Raw genomic sequence first — 17,739 nt, 5'->3', positions numbered from 1 at the left:
GTCCACGCCCGAAAATGTCTGACCACGCAAAAAACTCCGGGCCGCAAGCCCGGAGTTTTTCGTCATGCTGATGGGTGTTGTCAGGCCGTGGCGGGCTTGAAGGTCAGCGCCACGCCGTTGATGCAGTGTCGCAGGCCGGTCGGCGCCGGGCCGTCGTCGAAGACATGGCCGAGATGGCCGCCGCAACGGCGGCAATGCACCTCGGTGCGGGTCATGCCGAGCGACCTGTCCACGGTCTTGCCGATGCCATTGGCGATCTCTTGCCAGAAACTCGGCCAGCCGGTGCCGGAATCGAACTTCGTCTCGGACGGGTAGACTGGAAGGTCGCAGCCGGCACAGGCAAAGATGCCCTTGCGGTGTTCGTTGAGCAGCGGGCTGGTGCCGGGATACTCCGTGCCTTCCTTGCGCAGCACGTCAAAGGCGGCCGGCGACAGGATGGCTTTCCACTCGGCGTCGGTCTTGGTGACCTCGAATTTTTCGGCGGCCAGCGCTGCCTGCGGACTGCCCATGCGCAACATCGTGGCCGCGGCCCCGACGACACCGATGGCGGCGACACCGCTCAAAAGTAAGTCGCGACGGTTCATGACCAGTTCCTCCTGTTGTCTGTGTGCCAAACTATACCGCCACGCGGAAATCAAAAAGCCGGTGACGGTGGCCCTCACACGAACACTCCGCGCCGGTCCACATCTGGATGTGGGCGGTGCGGAGTGCGCGGGTCGGTTGCGGATCACGGGAGCGAGACCATGCAATCGACAGAGAGCCCTTGCTGCAATTTCGTCGGCAGCAAGCCCCTTGTTACATCTTCGGCAAAAGAACCTTGTCGATGACGTGGATGACGCCATTGGACTGTTCGACATCGGCGATCGTCACATTGGCGACATTGCCATTCTCGTCGGTCACGGTCACCTTGCCGCCGTCGGCCTTCAGCGACAGCTCGCAGCCGCCAACGGTCTTGACCTTGTGGGCGCCGCCATCAGCCTTGGCCATCGCGGCCACGTCCGCCCCCATCGCCTTGGCGCCGATGACATGGCAGGTCAGGATCTTGGTGAGCTTGTCCTTGTTCTCGGGCTTGAGCAGGGTTTCGACCGTGCCGGCCGGAAGTGCTGCAAAGGCGTCGTTGGTCGGCGCGAACACCGTGAACGGCCCGGCGCCCTGCAGGGTTTCGACAAGGCCGGCCGCCTTGACCGCGGCGACCAGCGTCGTGTGGTCCTTCGAGTTCACAGCATTCTCGACGATGTTCTTGTTGGCATACATGGCGGCGCCGCCAACCGTCGGGTTTTCGGCATAGGCCGCGGTGGCAAGAGCGGAAACAGCGATAGCACTGGCAAGCAAAAGGGTGGCGTATTTACGCATGATGTCAAACTCCTCGGGTTTTTCTCTTCCCATCTTTGGGGACGCGAGGAGATACGGGACACAAATGCGAGAGTTTCAGAAATATCTGGATTTTTTAATTTTACTTGCCCCGCAAGGGAGATTTTAGCGCGAAGCGGTTTGCCGGCTCGAAGGTCCCGATTAGACATGCGCGGAGGAAGATAGACTGCTGGTCTTCTGTCTAGTGCTGCCGACGGGAAAGCCGGTCAGATGCTCTTCAGATCGCCAGCCGCGACCACCGGTCCGGTCGGCTGTCCGGTTGGCGAACCGCCGGCCGGCTCGAGGCTGACGGCGAGCACCGCACCCTGGGCGAGCTTCTGCTGGGCTGCCGGCGAGACGACAATATGCGCCGTCGCGCCGGCAGGAATGACGCCCATCGAGACCGGCGGGTTCTTGCCCTCGATCATCCACAGCTCGAAGTCCTTACCGGCGGCGCGCTCGCCGGAGACATGCGACAGGCCGACCTCGTGATGCGCGGCATCGTAGACGGCGAGATATTTGACATCGCTGCCCTCGGCCGCCAGCGAGGCGACGAGGCGCGCCTGTGGCTGCTCGACCGGCGGGTTGAGGATGGGCACGGCGACGTAGATCGCCAGCGCGGCGACCGCCGCTGCGGCGAGGCCACGCCAGAAGGCCAGGCTGGACCACACCCCGCCGCGCGATTCAGCGGGCGTGGCGACAGTCGCGGTGGACGCGAACAGGCGGCGATCGATCGCTGCCTTGACCGAAGCTGGCGGCTCGATTTCCAGGTAGGCGGCGGCGAGCGGCGAGAAAGAGACCTCCCAGTCGTCGACAAGACGGGCGAACCCAGTCTCCGCATCGATGCGCCTGGACGCGATCTGCCGCTCATCCGCCGGCAGCACGCCGAGAACGTATTCGGCGGCGAGCAGGTCGTCGCCTCCACGTTCCGGTCCGTTGTCTTCCGCCAGCGTCATCTTTCCAGACATTCTCTGAGTTTCAACAGGCTGCGGCGCAGCCAGGTACGCATCGTGTTCAACGGCACGCCATGGCGCTCCGCCAGTTCGGCATAGCTCTCGCCCTTGAGATAGGCGCCCCGAACGGCCGCCGCCCGGTCCTTTTCCAGCTCATCGAGACAATGATGGATGCGTTCGGATTCATCACCCGCCACCACCATCGCCTCGGGCCCTGGCGCCGGATCGGCCACGTCGAGCGCGGCATCGATATCGACGGCGGGCTTGCGCCGCGCTCTTATGCGATCGATCGCATGGTTGCGCGCGATGGCCACCAGCCAGGAAATCGGGCTTAGATCTGAGACGGCAAAACGGTCCGCCTTCGTCCATATCTTGACGAAGACTTCCTGCAGCGCTTCTTCCGCATCTCCCCGATCATTCAATACACGAAGGCAGACGCCGAAAAGTTTCGCGCTGGTCTGCCTGTAGAGCAGATCGAACGCAGCCCGATCCTTCATCGAAGTCCGGACGATCAGCTTGGTGATGTCCTGCGGCGTCATGCGAGCCAAATTAGGCAATTGCGATGTATTTGCAACGACGGAAACATTCTTGTGCAGCTAAAGTTCCCTGCTTCGGGTCGCCCGGGCGTGTCGGTCGATTGCCAATGAAATCGCCACTGGCTCCAGCTGTTCATTTGAGCATAAACCGGTTTCCACTTTTCGGGATCATGCTCTAGCTTGCCTTTAGCGACGGGGGAATGCGCATGTCGGTTGAACATACATTGTGGGCGCAAGACGCAACCGGCCTCGCCGATCTGGTCCGCAAGGGCGAGGTTTCGCCGGTCGAACTGACCGAAGCGGCGATCGCCCGTGCCGAGGCCACCCATCCCGACATCAACGCCACCGCCGAGCCGCTCTATGATGCCGCGCGGGCCCGGGCAAAGACTGTCGACCGCTCGCTGCCGCTGGCCGGCATTCCCTTCGCCATCAAGGACCTCGGCATCGCCATCAAGGGTGTGCCGACGCATGGCGGCAGCCGAATTCCGGCATGGCTGGCCGATGTCAATTCGGTGCTGACCGACCGCTATCTCGCCGCCGGGCTCATCCCGATCGTCACCTCGACGTCGCCGGAACACGGGCTGCGGCTGATGACCGAATCCAAGGCCTTCGGCATCACCCGCAATCCCTGGAACACCGGCCATACCAGCGGCGGCTCGTCCGGCGGTGCGGCGGCGCTGGTCGCTGCCGGCGTCGTGCCGGTGGCGCATGCCTCCGATGGCGGCGGCTCGATCCGCGTGCCTGCCGCCTGCACGGGACTTGTCGGCCTCAAGACGTCGCGCGGCCGCATACCGCTGACGCCGTTGGTGAGCGAGAGCTGGTACGGCATGGTGGTCGACCATGCGCTCACCCGCTCGGTGCGCGATTGCGCGCTGCTGCTTGACCTCACCCACGGACCCGACTTTTTGTCGCCCTATGCGGCGCTGCCGCCGAAGGGCAGCTTCACCGCTGCTGCCGCACGCGATCCCGGCAAGCTCAGGCTGGCCGTGTACCGCAAATCGCCGCTCAGCCTGCCGGTCTCGGCCGAGACGCTTGTTGCGCTCGACACCGCGGTGGCGCTCGCCCGCGAGGGCGGCCATACCGTCGAGGACATCGACCTGCCCTTTATCGGGCGCGATTTCCTGGCCGATTTTGCCGGCAGCGTGGCCTCGGCCGTCGCCGGCACGATGCGGGCCGAAGCGCTGCGTGTCGGCCGTTCGGTTTTGGGCGACATCGAGCGGGCGACGCGGGTCGTCGCCCGCTTCGGCGAACATCTGTCGGCCGGCGAGACCTATGCCGGCCTGCAGCGGCTGCATGCGACCTCGAGACAGCTGATCGCGGAGACCGCACAGTATGATGCCGTGCTGATGCCGATCATTGCCCACCCGCCACTCGCCTGCGGCGCCATGGACCCGAAAGGCGCCGACGAACTCATCGAAAACCTGCTCGACAAGCTTCATCTCAGCGCCCTGCTGAAGCTGAAGCCATTGTTCGGCCAGATGATGGACAAGAGCCTCTGGTTCACCCATTGGCCGGCGATCCAGAATGTCAGCGGCCAGCCGTCGATCGTATTGCCCGTCCATGTCACCGACGCCGGGCTGCCGCTCGGCATCCAGGCGGCGGGCCGTCCGGGCGACGAGGAGACGCTGTTGTCGCTTGCCGCGCAGATGGAGAAGATCTCGGGTTGGCTGGGCCGCAGGGCGCCGCTGAGGGTGCCGTCATGATGACGAGGTCGTGAGGCGCTCGAATATGACAGCAAAGCCATTTGCGGCTGGCGCCAATTCCCGCTAAGACGCCGCCGTCCTTTCCAAGTGCATGTCGCCCAAAAGTGTCCAGCGGTTTTGGGACAACGACATGCATAACCAAAAGCCAGGAACCAAGCCGATGACGGAGATAACCGCCACCGCCGAAATGCAGGCCGCCCTGCTTTCGCGGGCGCTGCCCTACATGCAGCGCTACGAGAACAAGACCGTCGTGGTGAAATATGGCGGTCACGCCATGGGCAATATCGAGCTCGGCAAGGCTTTCGCCCGCGACATCGCACTCCTGAAGCAATCCGGTGTCAATCCGATCGTCGTTCATGGCGGCGGCCCGCAGATCGGCGCCATGCTGGCCAAGATGGGCATCGAATCGAAGTTCGAGGGCGGCCTGCGCGTCACCGACCAGAAGACGGTCGAGATCGTCGAGATGGTGCTGGCCGGTTCGATCAACAAGGAGATCGTGGCGCTGATCAATGCCGAGGGCGAATGGGCGATCGGCCTGTGCGGCAAGGACGGCAACATGGTCTTCGCCGAAAAGGCCCGCAAGACGATGATCGATCCGGACTCCAACATCGAGCGCGTGCTCGATCTCGGCTTCGTCGGCGAGCCGGTCGAGGTCGACCGCACCTTGCTCGACCTTCTGGCGCGTTCCGAAATGATCCCGGTGCTGGCGCCCGTGGCGCCCGGCCGCGACGGCCACACCTACAACATCAACGCCGACACTTTCGCCGGCGCCATTGCTGGCGCCTGCCAGGCGACACGCCTGCTGTTCCTGACCGACGTGCCCGGTGTGCTCGACAAGAACAAGAAGCTGATCGACGAACTGACGGTGGCCGAGGCCAAGGCGCTGATCAGGGATGGCACGGTCTCCGGCGGCATGATCCCAAAGGTCGAGACCTGTATCGAAGCGATCGAGCGCGGCGTCGAAGGCGTCGTCATCCTCAACGGCAAGACGCCGCATTCGGTGCTGCTTGAGCTGTTCACCGAGCACGGCGCCGGCACGCTGATCGTGCCCTGAACGACACCCTTGGCAGCTTGCTGCCAATCTATCAGGCGGATTGGGGAACGCGCGCGATGACCTTGATCTCGAAGTCGAATCCCGCCAGCCAGTTCACGCCCACCGCGGTCCAGTTCGTATAGGGCGGCTCGCCGAACGCCTTCAGTCGAACGGCGTCAATCGCCGGCCATTGCGTGGCCGGATCGGTGTGGAACGTGGTCACGTCGACGATGTCGTCGAACGTGCAGCCGGCGGCGTTCAGCACGGCCGCGAGATTGTCGAAGGCAAGCTGGACCTGCTTTTCAAAGACCGGCTCGGCCGCCCCGTCCTCGCGGCTGCCGACCTTGGCCCGAGACGAACAGAAAGTCGCCCGAGCGGATCGCCGCCGAATAGCGGTTGATCTCATAGAGGGCCGGCCGGCCGGCAGAGAAGATCGCGTCGCGTTTGGTCATAGTCTCACTCCATCTAGACAAGGCAGGCCAGACCGCCCGACGATTGCGAAATGACTTCGCCGGGAAGGCGAAAGCCGTTCGCAAGGCTTCAGGGTCTTGGATCGCTGCGCTCCACTGTCCGGGACGGCTATTGACATACGCCCCGTATGCGGGATGTGGGTGCATACGCTGCGTATGTCAATACGCATACGCGACGTATTATTTTCAAGAGATGACATTGGCCGCGGGCCAAGCTCATTCGAGCGGTCAGGCATTCGGCGAGATCGGGATCCCGGGCAAAGCCAGCTTGCGTGCCGGGCGTCGAACGGTCATCGATTCCTCCTCGGCGTCCTGCGGCGCGCCCCAGAACTCGGCAAGCGTCGGGCCGTCTTTCACCCGGCCGTCGCGGACCAGAAAACCCCAGACCTCGCGGAACCAGACGCGGCGGCCCATTTGCGTGTACCAGCGCATCGAATGCCGCTGCTCGGGGTCCTTGTGGAACAGGATGCGGGCCAGCGCCTTCGGCCGCGACTGCACCGCGAGTTCGATCAGCTTGACGCTGAAGAACAGCATCCACGGCTTCAGCCGCGTCATCTGCAGCACCTGGTGCTTGTAATCCCACAGTCGGGCATCTTTCTGGATCACCTTGCGATCCCGCGCGATCCTGAAGAACGGTGTCCAGCGATGCGGCGTTACATACAGCGCCTGGATCTGGTCCGGGTCGTAGGCGATGAGCTGGCGAAAGCCGCGCCACAGGTCGCGAAAACCTTCGTCCTCGAAGCCGGCCACCCAGGTCGCCATCGACAGGATGCCGTTGAGGCGCAACAGCCGGATCGCTTCGCGGTCGGATGAGGTGCTGCCGCCCTTGCGGATCAGTTGCAGCGTCTGTTCGTCGGTGTTTTCCATGCCGAGCAGCCAGCGAATGACGCCCGCCTTGCGGTAGAGATGCAGGATGTCGGCATCGCGCACGATGTCGTCGGCGCGGGTCGAGCCGACGATCAGCACCGGCACGTTCTCGGCGATCATGGCGTCGAGAAAGGCGCGCCAGGCTTTTTTCGAAACCGTCGGGTTCTCGTCGGCGAGGTTGATCAGCTCGACGCCGTGCTCGCGGTGCAGCCAGGCGATCTCCCTGGCGAATTTCACCGGATCGCGATGCCGCCAGCGCGTCCAGAAGCCACGCTGGCCGCAATAGTTGCACAGATGCGGGCAGCCGCGCGAAAACTGCATGACCACGGCACGCTTGCCGCCCCAATAGCTATAGCGCCCGTGGTCGATCAGCTCCCAGCCGACGCGGTAGGCGTCGAGATCGGCGATGGTCATCGCCGGCTGCGTGGCGAAGGGGCGGCGCAGATCGTCGCGAAAGGCGATGCCGGCCACGCTCGCCGGCGGCTGGTGCATTTCCAACGCCTCGACCAGAGCCACGACGGTCGCCTCGCCCTCGCCGCGAACGATGAAGTCGAAGGCGTCCGTTGCGGCGAGGATGTCGCGCCAGTGATAGGTCGGGAACACGCCGCCGTAGATGACGATGGTCGCCAGCTCGCGCTGCTTGATCATGCGCGCGATCAGCAAGGCGGTCGGGTGCGCCGAGGTCGAGCCGGAATGGCCGATCAGGACGAAATCGGGGCCATCGTCGAGTGCGTTGCGCACCACCATGTCGAGTGGCATCGGCCCGAATTCGGCGTCGACGAGCCGCACCTCATGGCCGGCATCGATCAGCGGCCCGCCCAGCGCCAACAGGCCAAGTGGCGGCAGGTGATCGTCCGGCACGCGGCTGCCGATGGCGGTGTGCGGTGGATTGATCAGGACGATTTTCATGGCGGACCCCTGGGATGGTTGGTCCGCGGATGCTGGCCGGCGATATGGACACGCGCTTGGCCCGCTTCAGCAGTTTGCGTGCAGCTTTTCCGCAGGAATGCCGTGGGCGAGCGCAATCACCGCCTGAGGTGGCCGAGCGGCACGTGGCCGGGGCCCTTGATGTTCTGCAACACCAACTGGGTGTGGACGTCACGCACGCCGTCGAGCCGCATCAGCCGGTGCATGACGAAGGCGTTGAGCTCGTCGACCGACGGCACCATGACATGCAGCAGGAAATCGTGGTCGCCGGTCATCGTCCAGCATGAAGACACCTCGTCCATGCGCTGCACGGCGGCAATGAAACTTTCGGGCGAGCCGTCGCTGTGGCTGACGAGGCGAATCTGGATGAACACCTCGACCATTAGGCCGACCGCCCGCCGGCTGATCACCGCGGCAAAGCCCTTGATGATGCCGGCCTCCTGCAGCGCTTCGAACCGCCGCGCGCACGGTGTCGTCGACAGGCCGATCTCTTGTGCCAGCTCGGACACCGGCTTGCGCCCGTCGCGTTGCAGGACATCGAGCATCTTGATCTCGAAATCATCGAACTGAGGCATTTTCACTCCTCTGGTGCGGTTCTCGAGTGAATCTTATCTCAAATATCGTGTTCCGGCCATCATCGAAACCGATTTGCCTCGGAAAATCCGGTTAGGATTTCGGACATTCGCCATTCATGATTTGCGAGGAGAAAAACCATGACGACGATGAGCGTTGCCGAATACGCCCGCGACTGCGCTGCACAAGGGTTGCGCGGCGACTATTCGGTCTGCCGTGCCGATTTCACCGTCTCGCAGGGTTACAATTACAGCGCCGAGGAACAGGCGGTGTGGCGCACGCTGTGCGACCGCCAGACCAAACTGACGCGCAAGCTCGCCCACCACTCCTATCTCGACGGCGTCGAGAAGCTCTGCCTGCTCGACCGCATCCCCGACTTCGACGACGTCAGCGTCAAGCTGCGCAAGCTGACCGGCTGGGAGATCGTCGCCGTGCCGGGTCTCATTCCCGCGGCACCGTTCTTCGATCATCTCGCCAACCGCCGCTTCCCGGTCACCAACTGGCTGCGGACCAGGCAGGAACTCGACTACATCGTCGAGCCGGACATGTTCCATGATTTCTTCGGTCACGTGCCGGTGCTGTCGCAACAGGTGTTCGCCGACTTCATGCAGATGTACGGCGAGAAGGCCGGCGACATCATCGCACTGGGCGGCGACGAGATGATCACCCGGCTCTACTGGTACACGGCCGAATATGGCTTGATGCAGGAGAGCGGCCAGAAGCTGAAAGCCTTTGGCGCCGGCCTGATGTCGTCGTTTACAGAGTTGCAGTTCGCCGTCGACGGCAAGGACGCCCACCACGTGCCCTTCGACCTCGAAACGGTGATGCGCACCGGTTACGAGATCGACAAGTTCCAGCGCGCCTACTTCGTGCTGCCGTCCTTCGACGCCTTGCGCGATGCTTTCCAGGCTGCCGATTTCGAGGCGATCGTCGCGCGCCGCAAGGGCCAGCAGGCACTCGACCCGGCGACGGTCTAAACAATTCCAGGAGAATTGTTTCCGCCCGGAACGACATGCATGAAACACAAAGCGCGTCGCATGAATCCGTGTCGACGCGACGCGCTTTGGACGCTTTGATCCCCCTGGGCTATTGCATGGCGGCAGGGTTCATCCACAGGAACTCCCAGACGTTGCCGTCGGGGTCCTCGATGTGGCGGTTGAACATGAAGCCGAGGTCCTGCGCAGGGTTGGGATCGGCCCGGCCGCATGCCGCCACGCCCTTCTCGATTGTGGCATTGACCTCGTCCTTGCTGCCGGCGGTGAGTGCGATCAGCATCTGGCTGTCACGCCTGGCGTCGCCGATCTGACGCGTTGTGAACTGGCCATAGTGCTGGTGCGTCAGCAGCATCACCCCAATCGAGTCGGAGAACATGATCGAACTGGCCTGGTCGTTCGAGAACTGCGGATTTAGTGTGCCGCCGATCGCGAGATAAAACTTGGTCGCGGTCTGAAGATCGCGCACCGGCAGATTTATGAAGATCATCTTGGTCATCGGTCTAAGCCTTGCCTTCGTTGACAGGTACTAGTCAGTCCAGTACCGTTTTCACGACTATCATGCGGGAACGGTACCGTCTAGTACTGGTCAGGAGGTCGCCATGAAAATCGACGGTGAGACGAGATCGGCACGCAAGGATCGTGAAATCATCCAGGCGGCCACGGCGGCGTTCATCGGCAAGGGATATGACGGGACCAGCATGGAGGAAATCGCCACCAGGGCGGGGGCCTCCAAGCAGACCGTTTACAAGCATTTCACCGACAAGGAGACGCTGTTCGGCGAAGTCGTTCTTGCAACCGCTACCCAGGCCAACGATGTCATCGAGTCCGTGACGACGCTGCTTTCCGAGGCGAAATTCATGGAAGGTGGCCTGCAGCAGCTCGCTCGATGTTTGATAACGACGCTCATGGATGAAGAGTTGTTGAAGCTGCGGCGCTTGATCATCGCCAATGCGGATCGAATGCCGCAGCTTGGCCGCAGTTGGTACGAAAAGGGCTTCGAGCGCATGCTTGGCTCAATGGCTTCCTGCTTTCAAAAGCTCACCAGTCGAGGGCTGATACAAACCAGTGATCCCTATCTGGCAGCCAGCCACTTTTTTGGGATGCTTCTTTGGATCCCCATGAACGAAGCCATGTTCACGGGAAGCAACCGGCGCTCCAAGGCCGAACTGGAACGGCACGCGGATGCCTCAGTGGGGGCGTTTCTTGTCGCCTATGGGGTCCAGCCGAAATAGTCCCGTTGCCTGCCGACATTCGCAGTAACGCCGCCAACACATCGCACCCCTATCGCCCAGGGTTGTCCGACCCCTCGGCCTTCAGCCGCGCCAACTGGTCGCGCTGCAGGTCGAGGGCCGCGTTGACGAAGCGCGATATGGTGGCGAGCTCGGCGTCGCTGAAGGTCGCGATGACCTTTTCGCCTTCCCGCGCAATAGTGCCGTAATAGCGCGCCGACAGCTCCCGCGTCGCCTCGGTCGCCTCTATCACCACCTTGCGCCTGTCCTCGAGACTGCGCGTGCGCGTCAGCAGGCCGCGCGCCTCCAGCCGGTCGATCAAGGCGGTCACCGCCGCTGGCGTCAGCCCTGTCGCCGTAGCGATCGCGCCGGCCGATTGCGGGCCGCCATACAGCAGTCCCAGGCAATGCCGCTCCGCCGTATTGAGCCCGAGCCTCGCCCCCACCGCTTCGTCATAGGCCTGCGTCGCGTCCTGCCATTGCATGATGGCAAGGCCGATGGCCGTCGTCGTGTCGGCACGATTCCCGCTTGACGAATTTCTTTCGATCATCTAACTATCAATCTGTATAACATTTAGACTATCGCAGCAATATGCGGCTGCAGCGCCGACAAGGCAAGAGCCAGCCGCCACCATGGAGTGAAAAAATGAGCTTGATTCAAAAGCGGGCGCCCCTCTCGCATGAGGAGGAGTTCAAATATGCCAAGCTGGCAATGGAATGGTATGGCTGGGGGTCCCCCATCGGCCTCGGCATCTTGCTCGTGGCGCTGGCCGCTGCCGCGGTGCTGGTGCGCATCGCCGTCTACGGCTTCTGAGCCATGCCGCGCATCTACCGGCGCCATCATTGGCGCCGGTACTGTCGGGATGCTTCGACATCCCGAGACGTTGCAATGGAACCGTCAGACGGTGACCACCTTGCTCAGATGGTCGCCCAGCCGGGAGGCCAGCGCGGTGATCGTCGTTGTCGGATTGCATTCGCCCGATGTGCAGAACACCGAGGAGCCGCCGACATAGAGATTGTCCATGCCGTGCACCTTGCAGTTGGCGTCGACAACACTCTTGGTGACGTCGGTGCCCATGCGCGTGCCACCCATATGGTGATGGCCCGCCGTCTCGTCATTGGTCGGGTAGTCGCCGCCATTGGCGATCCAGTCGGCAATGCGCACCCGGCCGAGATTCTTCTCGATCAGTGTCGTGCCGAACAGCCTCAGCCCTTCGAGAAGGGTGCGGCGTTCCAGTTCCGATTTCTTCCAGTGCAGTTCGATGCGCGGCACGCCGGCATGGTCGACATCGGTCTTCGACAGTTCGATCTGGTTGGAGGCCATCGGCGCCTGTTCCCAGGCAACATAGAGCTGGGCCGCGCAGCGCAGATTCTGGCTGAGCTTGGAGGACATCCATTCGGCCATGTCGGGCGCCGTGCAGGCGAGGTCGGCGATCAGGCTCTTGACGCCCGGATACGGCGTCTCGATCAGCCTGATGCCGAAATTCATGATCTGCAGGCGCTCCATGGCGGCAAGCGTCGGCGAGAAGAAGGCCTCGTTGACGGCATCGACCTCGAACTCGCCATAGTCGTCCAGGATGGCATTGCCGCCCTCGAAGGTCGGATGCTCCATCCAGTAGCGGCCAAGCGCTGTCGCATTCGGCACCACGCCGCCGTTCGAGCGCTGGTTCGACCACAAAAGCAGCCGTGAATTCTCCAGTCCGCCGGTGCAGACAATGAAATAGTCTGCGCTGAAAGAGCCGGCATCCTGCCCGTTGGACCACAGCCTGGCGCCCGTCACCCGCTTGCCGTCGCCGGCAAGTTCAGTGGCGTAGGTGTTGAGCACGACCGCGATGTTTCCGCTCTTGTCGAGCTCGTCGGCGAATTTTTCGCCGAAGCGCACCGCCGGGCTCTTGATCAGCTGCACCCAGCGAATGTCGTCGGAGACCGGTACATCCGGCTGGAAATTGGGAAGTTCGAGGATATCGTGCACTTCCCGCAGATAGGGTTCGATGTCGGTGCGGCGGATCGGCCAGCCCGTGTCGGGCGCCCAGGCCTTCGGCTCGAAATCCTGCTTGTCGAGCACGCGGCACCAGCCTGCCCAGTGGTTCGAACTGCCACCCATGAACCGCAGCCGCGTGACGTCGAGATCGAAGTAGAAATCGCCCACCGTGGTGCCGCGGTAGAAATCCTGCGACTCGTCGCTGAATTCACGGGAGCCGGCCTCCAGCACCACGACCGGAATGCCGGCGGCGCCGAGCTTGCGGGCAATGGTGGTGCCGGCCGGGCCGGAGCCGAGGATGCAGACCTTGGCGGTGAAGTTGGCGGCGCGAAACGCCTCATAGCTGTCGAAGATCATGCCAGATCGCTCCGCTTCAGGATCCAGCCATTGACCTCGACGATCTCGTTCGGATCGGCCCGTGTTGGATCGGAATGCGAGGCATCGGCATCAGGCAGATTGCGGAAAAGGGACAGGGCGGGCAATGCCATCAGCGCCTGCACGATCGTGCGGCGGGATATTTTCTTGATGAAGAAACTCATGACTGGTCTCTCGGGTGGGGGCCTCGGCTGCGCATGGCGTTCCCGGAACGACAGGTCCCGGAACGGCACATGCCTCGTCGCCGAAGCCAGTATCGTGCCAGCCTAGCCGCAAAGCAGCGAAAACCGGGTAAACGGCGCAACCGAGTGCGAACAGGGTTAGAATTTCGTTAACGGGCCGGGTAGCGGATCGGCCGCTGATCACGCCGCCGCGGAAATGTCCGTATCGAGGATCGTCAGATTGCGACCCCGGTGCTTGGCCTGGTAGAGATGCCGGTCGGCGGCGCGCATCAGGTCCGATACGCTGATATCCTCGCCACAGACGGTCCCGCCGATGCTGACAGTGAGCGGAACGGTCCGCTCGTCGACGGGTCGGAAACGGATCAGCTCGACCTCGCGGCGAATGCGCTCGGCGACGCGCTTGGCCTCCTGGTCAGTGGCGCCGATCAGGAAGGCGCCGAACTCCTCGCCGCCGATGCGGCCGAGCACATCGCCGCTGCGCACGCCGCGCTCGATCGCACTGGCGATCAGAAGCAGCGCGTCATCGCCGGTCAGGTGGCCAAAATTGTCGTTGATCCTCTTGAAGTGGTCGGCGTCGATGATCAGCAATGCGCCGCGATCGGACTTGCGGCGGGAGCCCTCGAGCGCGGCAAAGAAGTTTTCCCGGTTGAGCATGCCGGTCATGTCGTCACGGCTCGCCTTTTCCGCCAGCCGTCGATGCGCGGCGGCGAGCTGGGCATGGGCTCGGGCGAGGTCGCGATGCGCGCTTTTCAGCCTGTCGCTTTGCCAGAAAGTGCTTGCGCTGGCGACCCATGCGAGGACCAACGGACACAGCGTGGAGGTCAGCCAGATCGTCCGGTTGACCGGAAATCCCATCGCCGGGACGATGATCAGCGTCAGCAGGAGAGAGGCCGCGACAGAGGCAAAAGCAACGGCGGCGGATCTCAGAATTATGCTGTTCATCGCGGGCTCCCACAGGTCTGTCTCTCTGCCAGCAAGCCCTGAAGGTCACCTTTCCCGGATGCCTAAAATTTGAATCGTGGTGCCATTTCCGCCACCCTCGACGCGTAGAAGTTGTGGATAAAGTCTCTTTCGGAATGTCCGTTTCATGCCATAAGGAGCGCATGACCACGCTGCCTGATCCCGTCCGCTTCGCCCACGTCACCGACTGGGTGTTCGACCTCGACAACACGCTCTATCCGCATCATTCGAATCTGTTCTCGCAGATCGACGTCAAGATGACCGCCTATGTCGGCGAACTGCTGGCGCTGCCGCGCGACGAAGCGCGCAAGTTGCAGAAGGAGCTCTATCTGGAGTACGGCACGACGTTGAACGGGCTGATGACGCGCCACGGCATCGATCCCGACGATTTCCTCGAGAAGGTGCATGACATCGACTATTCATGGCTGGTGCCCGATCCCGTTCTCGGCACCGCCATCCGCCAGCTTCCGGGCCGCAAGTTCATCTTCACCAACGGCGACCGCAGGCACGCCGAACGCACCGCGCGCCAGCTCGGCATTCTCGACCATTTCGACGACATCTTCGATATCGTCGCCGCCGGGCTCAATCCCAAACCGGCGCGCCAAACCTACGAGAAGTTCGCCGAACTTCACGCCGTCACCGGCCACAATGCGGTGATGTTCGAGGATCTTGCCCGCAACCTTGCGGTGCCGAAGTCGCTGGGCATGACCACGGTGCTCGTGGTGCCGCACAATTTCGAACCGACCTTCTCCGAGATCTGGGAGCGCGACCCGGCCAACGAGGATGATGTCGATTTCGTCACCGACGATCTGGCGAGCTTCCTGACGGCGATCGTCGAGGTTACGGCCTAGGTTCGTCCGTGCTCGGCGGGACGCTGCCTGCTCTCACAGATTGTAGAAGCGGCTGATGATGCCCCAGGCCTCGTCGGCGGTGTCGACGAAGTCGATGATGTCCTGGTCGCCGGGGCTGATTGTGCCCTGTTCGGCGAGGAAATCGAGATCGATCGCCCGTTTCCAGAAGGATTTGCCGAACAGGATCACCGGCACGCGCTCCATGCGGCCGGTCTGGATCAGGGTCAGCGTCTCGAAAAATTCGTCCATCGTGCCGAAGCCGCCGGGAAACACCGCGACCGCCTTGGCGCGCATGACGAAATGCATCTTGCGGATGGCGAAATAGTGGAAGTTGAAGCAGAGCTCCGGCGTCACGTAGATATTCGGCGCCTGCTCGTGCGGCAAGACGATGTTGAGGCCGATCGACGGCGCGCCGACGTCGTCGGCGCCGCGATTTCCGGCTTCCATCACGCCGGGCCCGCCGCCGGTCACCACGACATATTCGCGGTAATATGAAGCAGCCGACTGCTGCGAGCAGAGGCGGGCGAACTTGCGCGCTTCCTCGTAATATTTGCTGTTTTCCTCGAGGTTCTTCCTCTGCGTCTCGTTCTTGGCCGCCCAGGCGTCGCCGCCGGGCTCCGGCAGGCGTGCGCCGCCAAACAGGATCACCGTTGAACGGATGCCACGTTCGGCCAGGATCATTTCCGGTTTCAAGAGTTCGAGCTGCAGCCTGACCGCGCGCAATTCGCGCCGCGTCATGAATTCGGGATCGTTCCAGGCCAGCCGGTATGTCTCGGCACGCGTCTGCGGCGTGTCCGGCACGCTCTTCGACCGCTCCAGATCCTCATCCGAATGCGGCAGCGGGGTCCATCCCGCCTTTTCCATAGGAGTCATAATTGTCTTACCCGTCCAAATTCTTCAGTTGCGCCGTCCCATGGCGCAGCCGCGATTGACCCCCATTGAGCCTTAACATAAGCAGGTTCCGCAAAAGTGTCCGGCGGTTTTGCGACAAGAACCTGCTACATGCAAAGACCCAGGCAGGCAAAGCCTGCCAGGGGTCCGCGCGACTTCAAACAGGGTAAGGCGCAGCCCCTTAACAGCTTGGTAATGGAGCAAATTCATGTCGAAGCCCGATCTGGCGAGCCTCGAGAAGACCATTGAGAAGGCCTTCGAGGAACGCGACACGATTTCGACGGCGACCCGCGGCGAAACCCGCGACGCCATCCAGTCGGCGCTCGACCTGCTCGACCGCGGCACCGCCCGCGTCGCCGAGCGGCAGGCCGACGGCAAGTGGCACGTCAACCAGTGGCTGAAGAAGGCCGTGCTGTTGTCCTTCCGGCTCAACCCGATGGAGATCATCAAGGGCGGCCCGGGCCAGGCCGTATGGTGGGACAAGGTGCCGTCGAAGTTCGATGGCTGGAGCGCCGTCGACTTCGAGAAGGCCGGCTTCCGCGCCGTACCGTCGTCGATCGTGCGCCGTTCCGCCTATGTCGCGCCGGGCGCCGTGCTGATGCCGTCCTTCGTCAATGTCGGCGCCTATGTCGACAGCGGCACCATGGTCGATACCTGGGCCTCGGTCGGCTCCTGCGCCCAGATCGGCAAGAACGTGCATCTGTCGGGCGGCGTCGGCATTGGCGGCGTGCTGGAGCCGATGCAGGCCGGTCCCACCATCATCGAGGACAATTGCTTCATCGGCGCGCGCTCGGAAGTGGTCGAAGGCTGCATCGTGCGCGAAGGCTCGGTGCTCGGCATGGGTGTCTTCATCGGCCAGTCGACCAAGATCGTCGACCGCGCCACCGGTGAGGTCTTCTACGGCGAAGTGCCTCCCAATTCGGTTGTGGTGGCCGGAACGATGCCCGGCAAGAACGTGCCAGGCGAAAACTGGGGGCCAAGCCTCTACTGCGCCGTCATCGTCAAGCGTGTCGACGCCAAGACCCGCTCCAAGACCTCGATCAACGAATTGCTGCGCGATTGATCTTTTCCGGAAACGGACGCACCTTCCGCCGGCGCGACAATGAGTCGCGCATGACTGATGGAGGGGTGACATGGACTGGAAGTATCTGCTGACCAGCTACGAGGGTCGCATCAACCGTGCCAAGTTCTGGGCTTGTGTCGGCGTTGTGTTTGTCGGCGGGATCATCGCGATGATCCTCGACAACATACTCGGCACGACGTTCAACCAAATGCCCTACGGCTTTATCTATTTGCTCTATTCGCTCGCCATGCTCTATTCGATCTTCGCCGTCTACGCCAAGCGCTGGCACGATCGCGGCAAGTCCGGCTGGTGGAGCCTGATCATCCTCGTGCCGATCATCGGCGCGATCTGGTTTCTGGTCGAATGCGGCATTCTCGAAGGCACCAAGGGTGCCAATCAATATGGACCGGACCCGCTTGCCTGACAGATCGAATCTCACCTGGCTTTTCTTCAAAACCTCGGGCCGCGTCAGTCGCGCGGCCTATTTTCTTGGCGGGTTGCTCGTCGCCATCATACAGGCCTTTCCGCTCTACCGCTTCACGCTGGTGCCGGAAGGCTCGGCCGAGAGCAACATGTGGTCGTTCATCTTCTTCATCGCCTTCATCGCCTCGCTGTGGTCGAACATCGTGCTGGCGGTGAAGCGGCTGCACGACCTCGACAAGCCGGGCATTGCCGCGCTGATCCTGTTCGTGCCGGTGGTCTCGATCGTCGCCTTCCTTGTCTTGTGCCTGTTTCCAGGGCAGCCTGGACCCAACCGCTACGGCCGGCGCACCAACGAGCCGGCAGAGTCCTGAGGGCCGG

21 protein-coding genes and 1 pseudogene are annotated in these 17,739 nt (G+C 62.8%); 9 read left to right on the top strand and 13 right to left on the bottom strand.

Annotated elements, in window-relative coordinates; all coding sequences use genetic code 11:
• Window positions 1–80: 80 nt before the first annotated feature.
• From msrB to ACFSOZ_RS32880, 4 genes are all read right to left on the bottom strand, one after another.
• The gene (gene msrB, locus ACFSOZ_RS32895) at window positions 81–584 is read right to left on the bottom strand and encodes a peptide-methionine (R)-S-oxide reductase MsrB (RefSeq protein ID WP_379105071.1); all 504 of its coding nucleotides are present in this window, start codon (window positions 582–584) and stop codon (window positions 81–83) included.
• 211 nt (window positions 585–795) lie between these two features.
• A complete protein-coding gene (locus tag ACFSOZ_RS32890) occupies window positions 796–1,353 on the bottom strand; it encodes a fasciclin domain-containing protein (RefSeq protein WP_379105069.1) in 558 nt (185 codons plus the stop codon).
• Window positions 1,354–1,577: 224 nt separating this feature from the next.
• Complete coding sequence (locus tag ACFSOZ_RS32885) at window positions 1,578–2,306, bottom strand: anti-sigma factor (RefSeq protein WP_379105203.1); 729 nt, start codon at window positions 2,304–2,306, stop codon at window positions 1,578–1,580.
• The gene (locus ACFSOZ_RS32880) at window positions 2,303–2,842 is read right to left on the bottom strand and encodes a sigma-70 family RNA polymerase sigma factor (RefSeq protein WP_379105067.1); all 540 of its coding nucleotides are present in this window, start codon (window positions 2,840–2,842) and stop codon (window positions 2,303–2,305) included. Before ACFSOZ_RS32880 ends, ACFSOZ_RS32885 begins: the two co-directional genes overlap by 4 nt.
• Before the next feature lie 203 nt (window positions 2,843–3,045).
• Between ACFSOZ_RS32880 and ACFSOZ_RS32875 the strand changes: the two genes are divergently transcribed.
• Both ACFSOZ_RS32875 and argB read left to right on the top strand, forming a co-directional pair.
• Window positions 3,046–4,542, top strand: coding sequence for an amidase (locus ACFSOZ_RS32875; protein WP_379105065.1), 1,497 nt, complete (start codon window positions 3,046–3,048; stop codon window positions 4,540–4,542).
• Window positions 4,543–4,702: 160 nt separating this feature from the next.
• The gene (gene argB / locus ACFSOZ_RS32870; RefSeq protein ID WP_379105064.1) at window positions 4,703–5,596 is read left to right on the top strand and encodes an acetylglutamate kinase; all 894 of its coding nucleotides are present in this window, start codon (window positions 4,703–4,705) and stop codon (window positions 5,594–5,596) included.
• A 31-nt stretch (window positions 5,597–5,627) separates the two neighbouring features.
• Here argB and ACFSOZ_RS32865 read toward each other — a convergent pair.
• The 3 genes and pseudogenes from ACFSOZ_RS32865 to ACFSOZ_RS32855 form a co-directional block, all read right to left on the bottom strand.
• Window positions 5,628–6,027 (bottom strand): annotated as a pseudogene (locus ACFSOZ_RS32865) (RidA family protein).
• Between the two features lie 246 nt (window positions 6,028–6,273).
• Window positions 6,274–7,821, bottom strand: coding sequence for a magnesium-protoporphyrin IX monomethyl ester anaerobic oxidative cyclase (gene bchE, locus ACFSOZ_RS32860; protein WP_379105062.1), 1,548 nt, complete (start codon window positions 7,819–7,821; stop codon window positions 6,274–6,276).
• Window positions 7,822–7,937: 116 nt separating this feature from the next.
• Entirely contained in the window at window positions 7,938–8,414 is a 477-nt protein-coding gene (locus ACFSOZ_RS32855) for an Lrp/AsnC family transcriptional regulator (RefSeq protein WP_379105060.1), read from the bottom strand.
• Between the two features lie 138 nt (window positions 8,415–8,552).
• Between ACFSOZ_RS32855 and phhA the strand changes: the two genes are divergently transcribed.
• Entirely contained in the window at window positions 8,553–9,389 is an 837-nt protein-coding gene (phhA, locus tag ACFSOZ_RS32850) for a phenylalanine 4-monooxygenase (RefSeq protein ID WP_379105058.1), read from the top strand.
• 109 nt (window positions 9,390–9,498) lie between these two features.
• Here the strand turns inward: phhA and ACFSOZ_RS32845 are convergent, their stop codons facing one another.
• A complete protein-coding gene (locus ACFSOZ_RS32845) occupies window positions 9,499–9,903 on the bottom strand; it encodes a VOC family protein (RefSeq protein WP_379105056.1) in 405 nt (134 codons plus the stop codon).
• Between the two features lie 103 nt (window positions 9,904–10,006).
• Between ACFSOZ_RS32845 and ACFSOZ_RS32840 the strand changes: the two genes are divergently transcribed.
• Complete coding sequence (locus ACFSOZ_RS32840; RefSeq protein ID WP_379105054.1) at window positions 10,007–10,639, top strand: TetR/AcrR family transcriptional regulator; 633 nt, start codon at window positions 10,007–10,009, stop codon at window positions 10,637–10,639.
• 49 nt (window positions 10,640–10,688) lie between these two features.
• On the opposite strand, the gene ACFSOZ_RS32835 is transcribed toward ACFSOZ_RS32840, so the two are convergent.
• Window positions 10,689–11,186, bottom strand: a complete 498-nt coding sequence (locus ACFSOZ_RS32835; RefSeq protein ID WP_379105052.1) for a MarR family winged helix-turn-helix transcriptional regulator — start codon at window positions 11,184–11,186, stop codon at window positions 10,689–10,691.
• Between the two features lie 95 nt (window positions 11,187–11,281).
• On the opposite strand from ACFSOZ_RS32835, the gene ACFSOZ_RS32830 reads away from it, so the two are divergent.
• Entirely contained in the window at window positions 11,282–11,449 is a 168-nt protein-coding gene (locus ACFSOZ_RS32830) for a hypothetical protein (protein ID WP_379105051.1), read from the top strand.
• 84 nt (window positions 11,450–11,533) lie between these two features.
• Here the strand turns inward: ACFSOZ_RS32830 and ACFSOZ_RS32825 are convergent, their stop codons facing one another.
• The 3 genes from ACFSOZ_RS32825 to ACFSOZ_RS32815 form a co-directional block, all read right to left on the bottom strand.
• Entirely contained in the window at window positions 11,534–12,973 is a 1,440-nt protein-coding gene (locus ACFSOZ_RS32825; RefSeq protein ID WP_379105049.1) for a GMC oxidoreductase, read from the bottom strand.
• A complete protein-coding gene (locus ACFSOZ_RS32820) occupies window positions 12,970–13,155 on the bottom strand; it encodes a hypothetical protein (protein WP_379105047.1) in 186 nt (61 codons plus the stop codon). The genes ACFSOZ_RS32825 and ACFSOZ_RS32820 overlap by 4 nt, the downstream gene beginning before the upstream one ends.
• 198 nt (window positions 13,156–13,353) lie before the next feature.
• A complete protein-coding gene (locus tag ACFSOZ_RS32815; RefSeq protein ID WP_379105045.1) occupies window positions 13,354–14,115 on the bottom strand; it encodes a GGDEF domain-containing protein in 762 nt (253 codons plus the stop codon).
• A 161-nt stretch (window positions 14,116–14,276) separates the two neighbouring features.
• On the opposite strand from ACFSOZ_RS32815, the gene ACFSOZ_RS32810 reads away from it, so the two are divergent.
• A complete protein-coding gene (locus tag ACFSOZ_RS32810; RefSeq protein ID WP_379105043.1) occupies window positions 14,277–14,984 on the top strand; it encodes a pyrimidine 5'-nucleotidase in 708 nt (235 codons plus the stop codon).
• Window positions 14,985–15,017: 33 nt separating this feature from the next.
• Here ACFSOZ_RS32810 and ACFSOZ_RS32805 read toward each other — a convergent pair whose 3' ends face one another.
• A complete protein-coding gene (locus tag ACFSOZ_RS32805; RefSeq protein WP_379105041.1) occupies window positions 15,018–15,857 on the bottom strand; it encodes an LOG family protein in 840 nt (279 codons plus the stop codon).
• A gap of 226 nt (window positions 15,858–16,083) precedes the next feature.
• Between ACFSOZ_RS32805 and dapD the strand changes: the two genes are divergently transcribed.
• From dapD to ACFSOZ_RS32790, 3 genes are all read left to right on the top strand, one after another.
• On the top strand, window positions 16,084–16,938 hold the full coding sequence (gene dapD / locus ACFSOZ_RS32800) for a 2,3,4,5-tetrahydropyridine-2,6-dicarboxylate N-succinyltransferase (protein ID WP_379105039.1): 855 nt from the start codon (window positions 16,084–16,086) through the stop codon (window positions 16,936–16,938).
• Between the two features lie 70 nt (window positions 16,939–17,008).
• On the top strand, window positions 17,009–17,362 hold the full coding sequence (locus ACFSOZ_RS32795) for a DUF805 domain-containing protein (protein WP_379105038.1): 354 nt from the start codon (window positions 17,009–17,011) through the stop codon (window positions 17,360–17,362).
• Entirely contained in the window at window positions 17,355–17,732 is a 378-nt protein-coding gene (locus ACFSOZ_RS32790) for a DUF805 domain-containing protein (protein WP_256752423.1), read from the top strand. The genes ACFSOZ_RS32795 and ACFSOZ_RS32790 overlap by 8 nt, the downstream gene beginning before the upstream one ends.
• Window positions 17,733–17,739 lie beyond the last annotated feature (7 nt).

This window comes from Mesorhizobium newzealandense, assembly GCF_042682145.1.
GTDB lineage: Bacteria > Pseudomonadota > Alphaproteobacteria > Rhizobiales > Rhizobiaceae > Mesorhizobium > Mesorhizobium newzealandense.
This window is presented reverse-complemented; position numbering and strand designations above follow the sequence as displayed.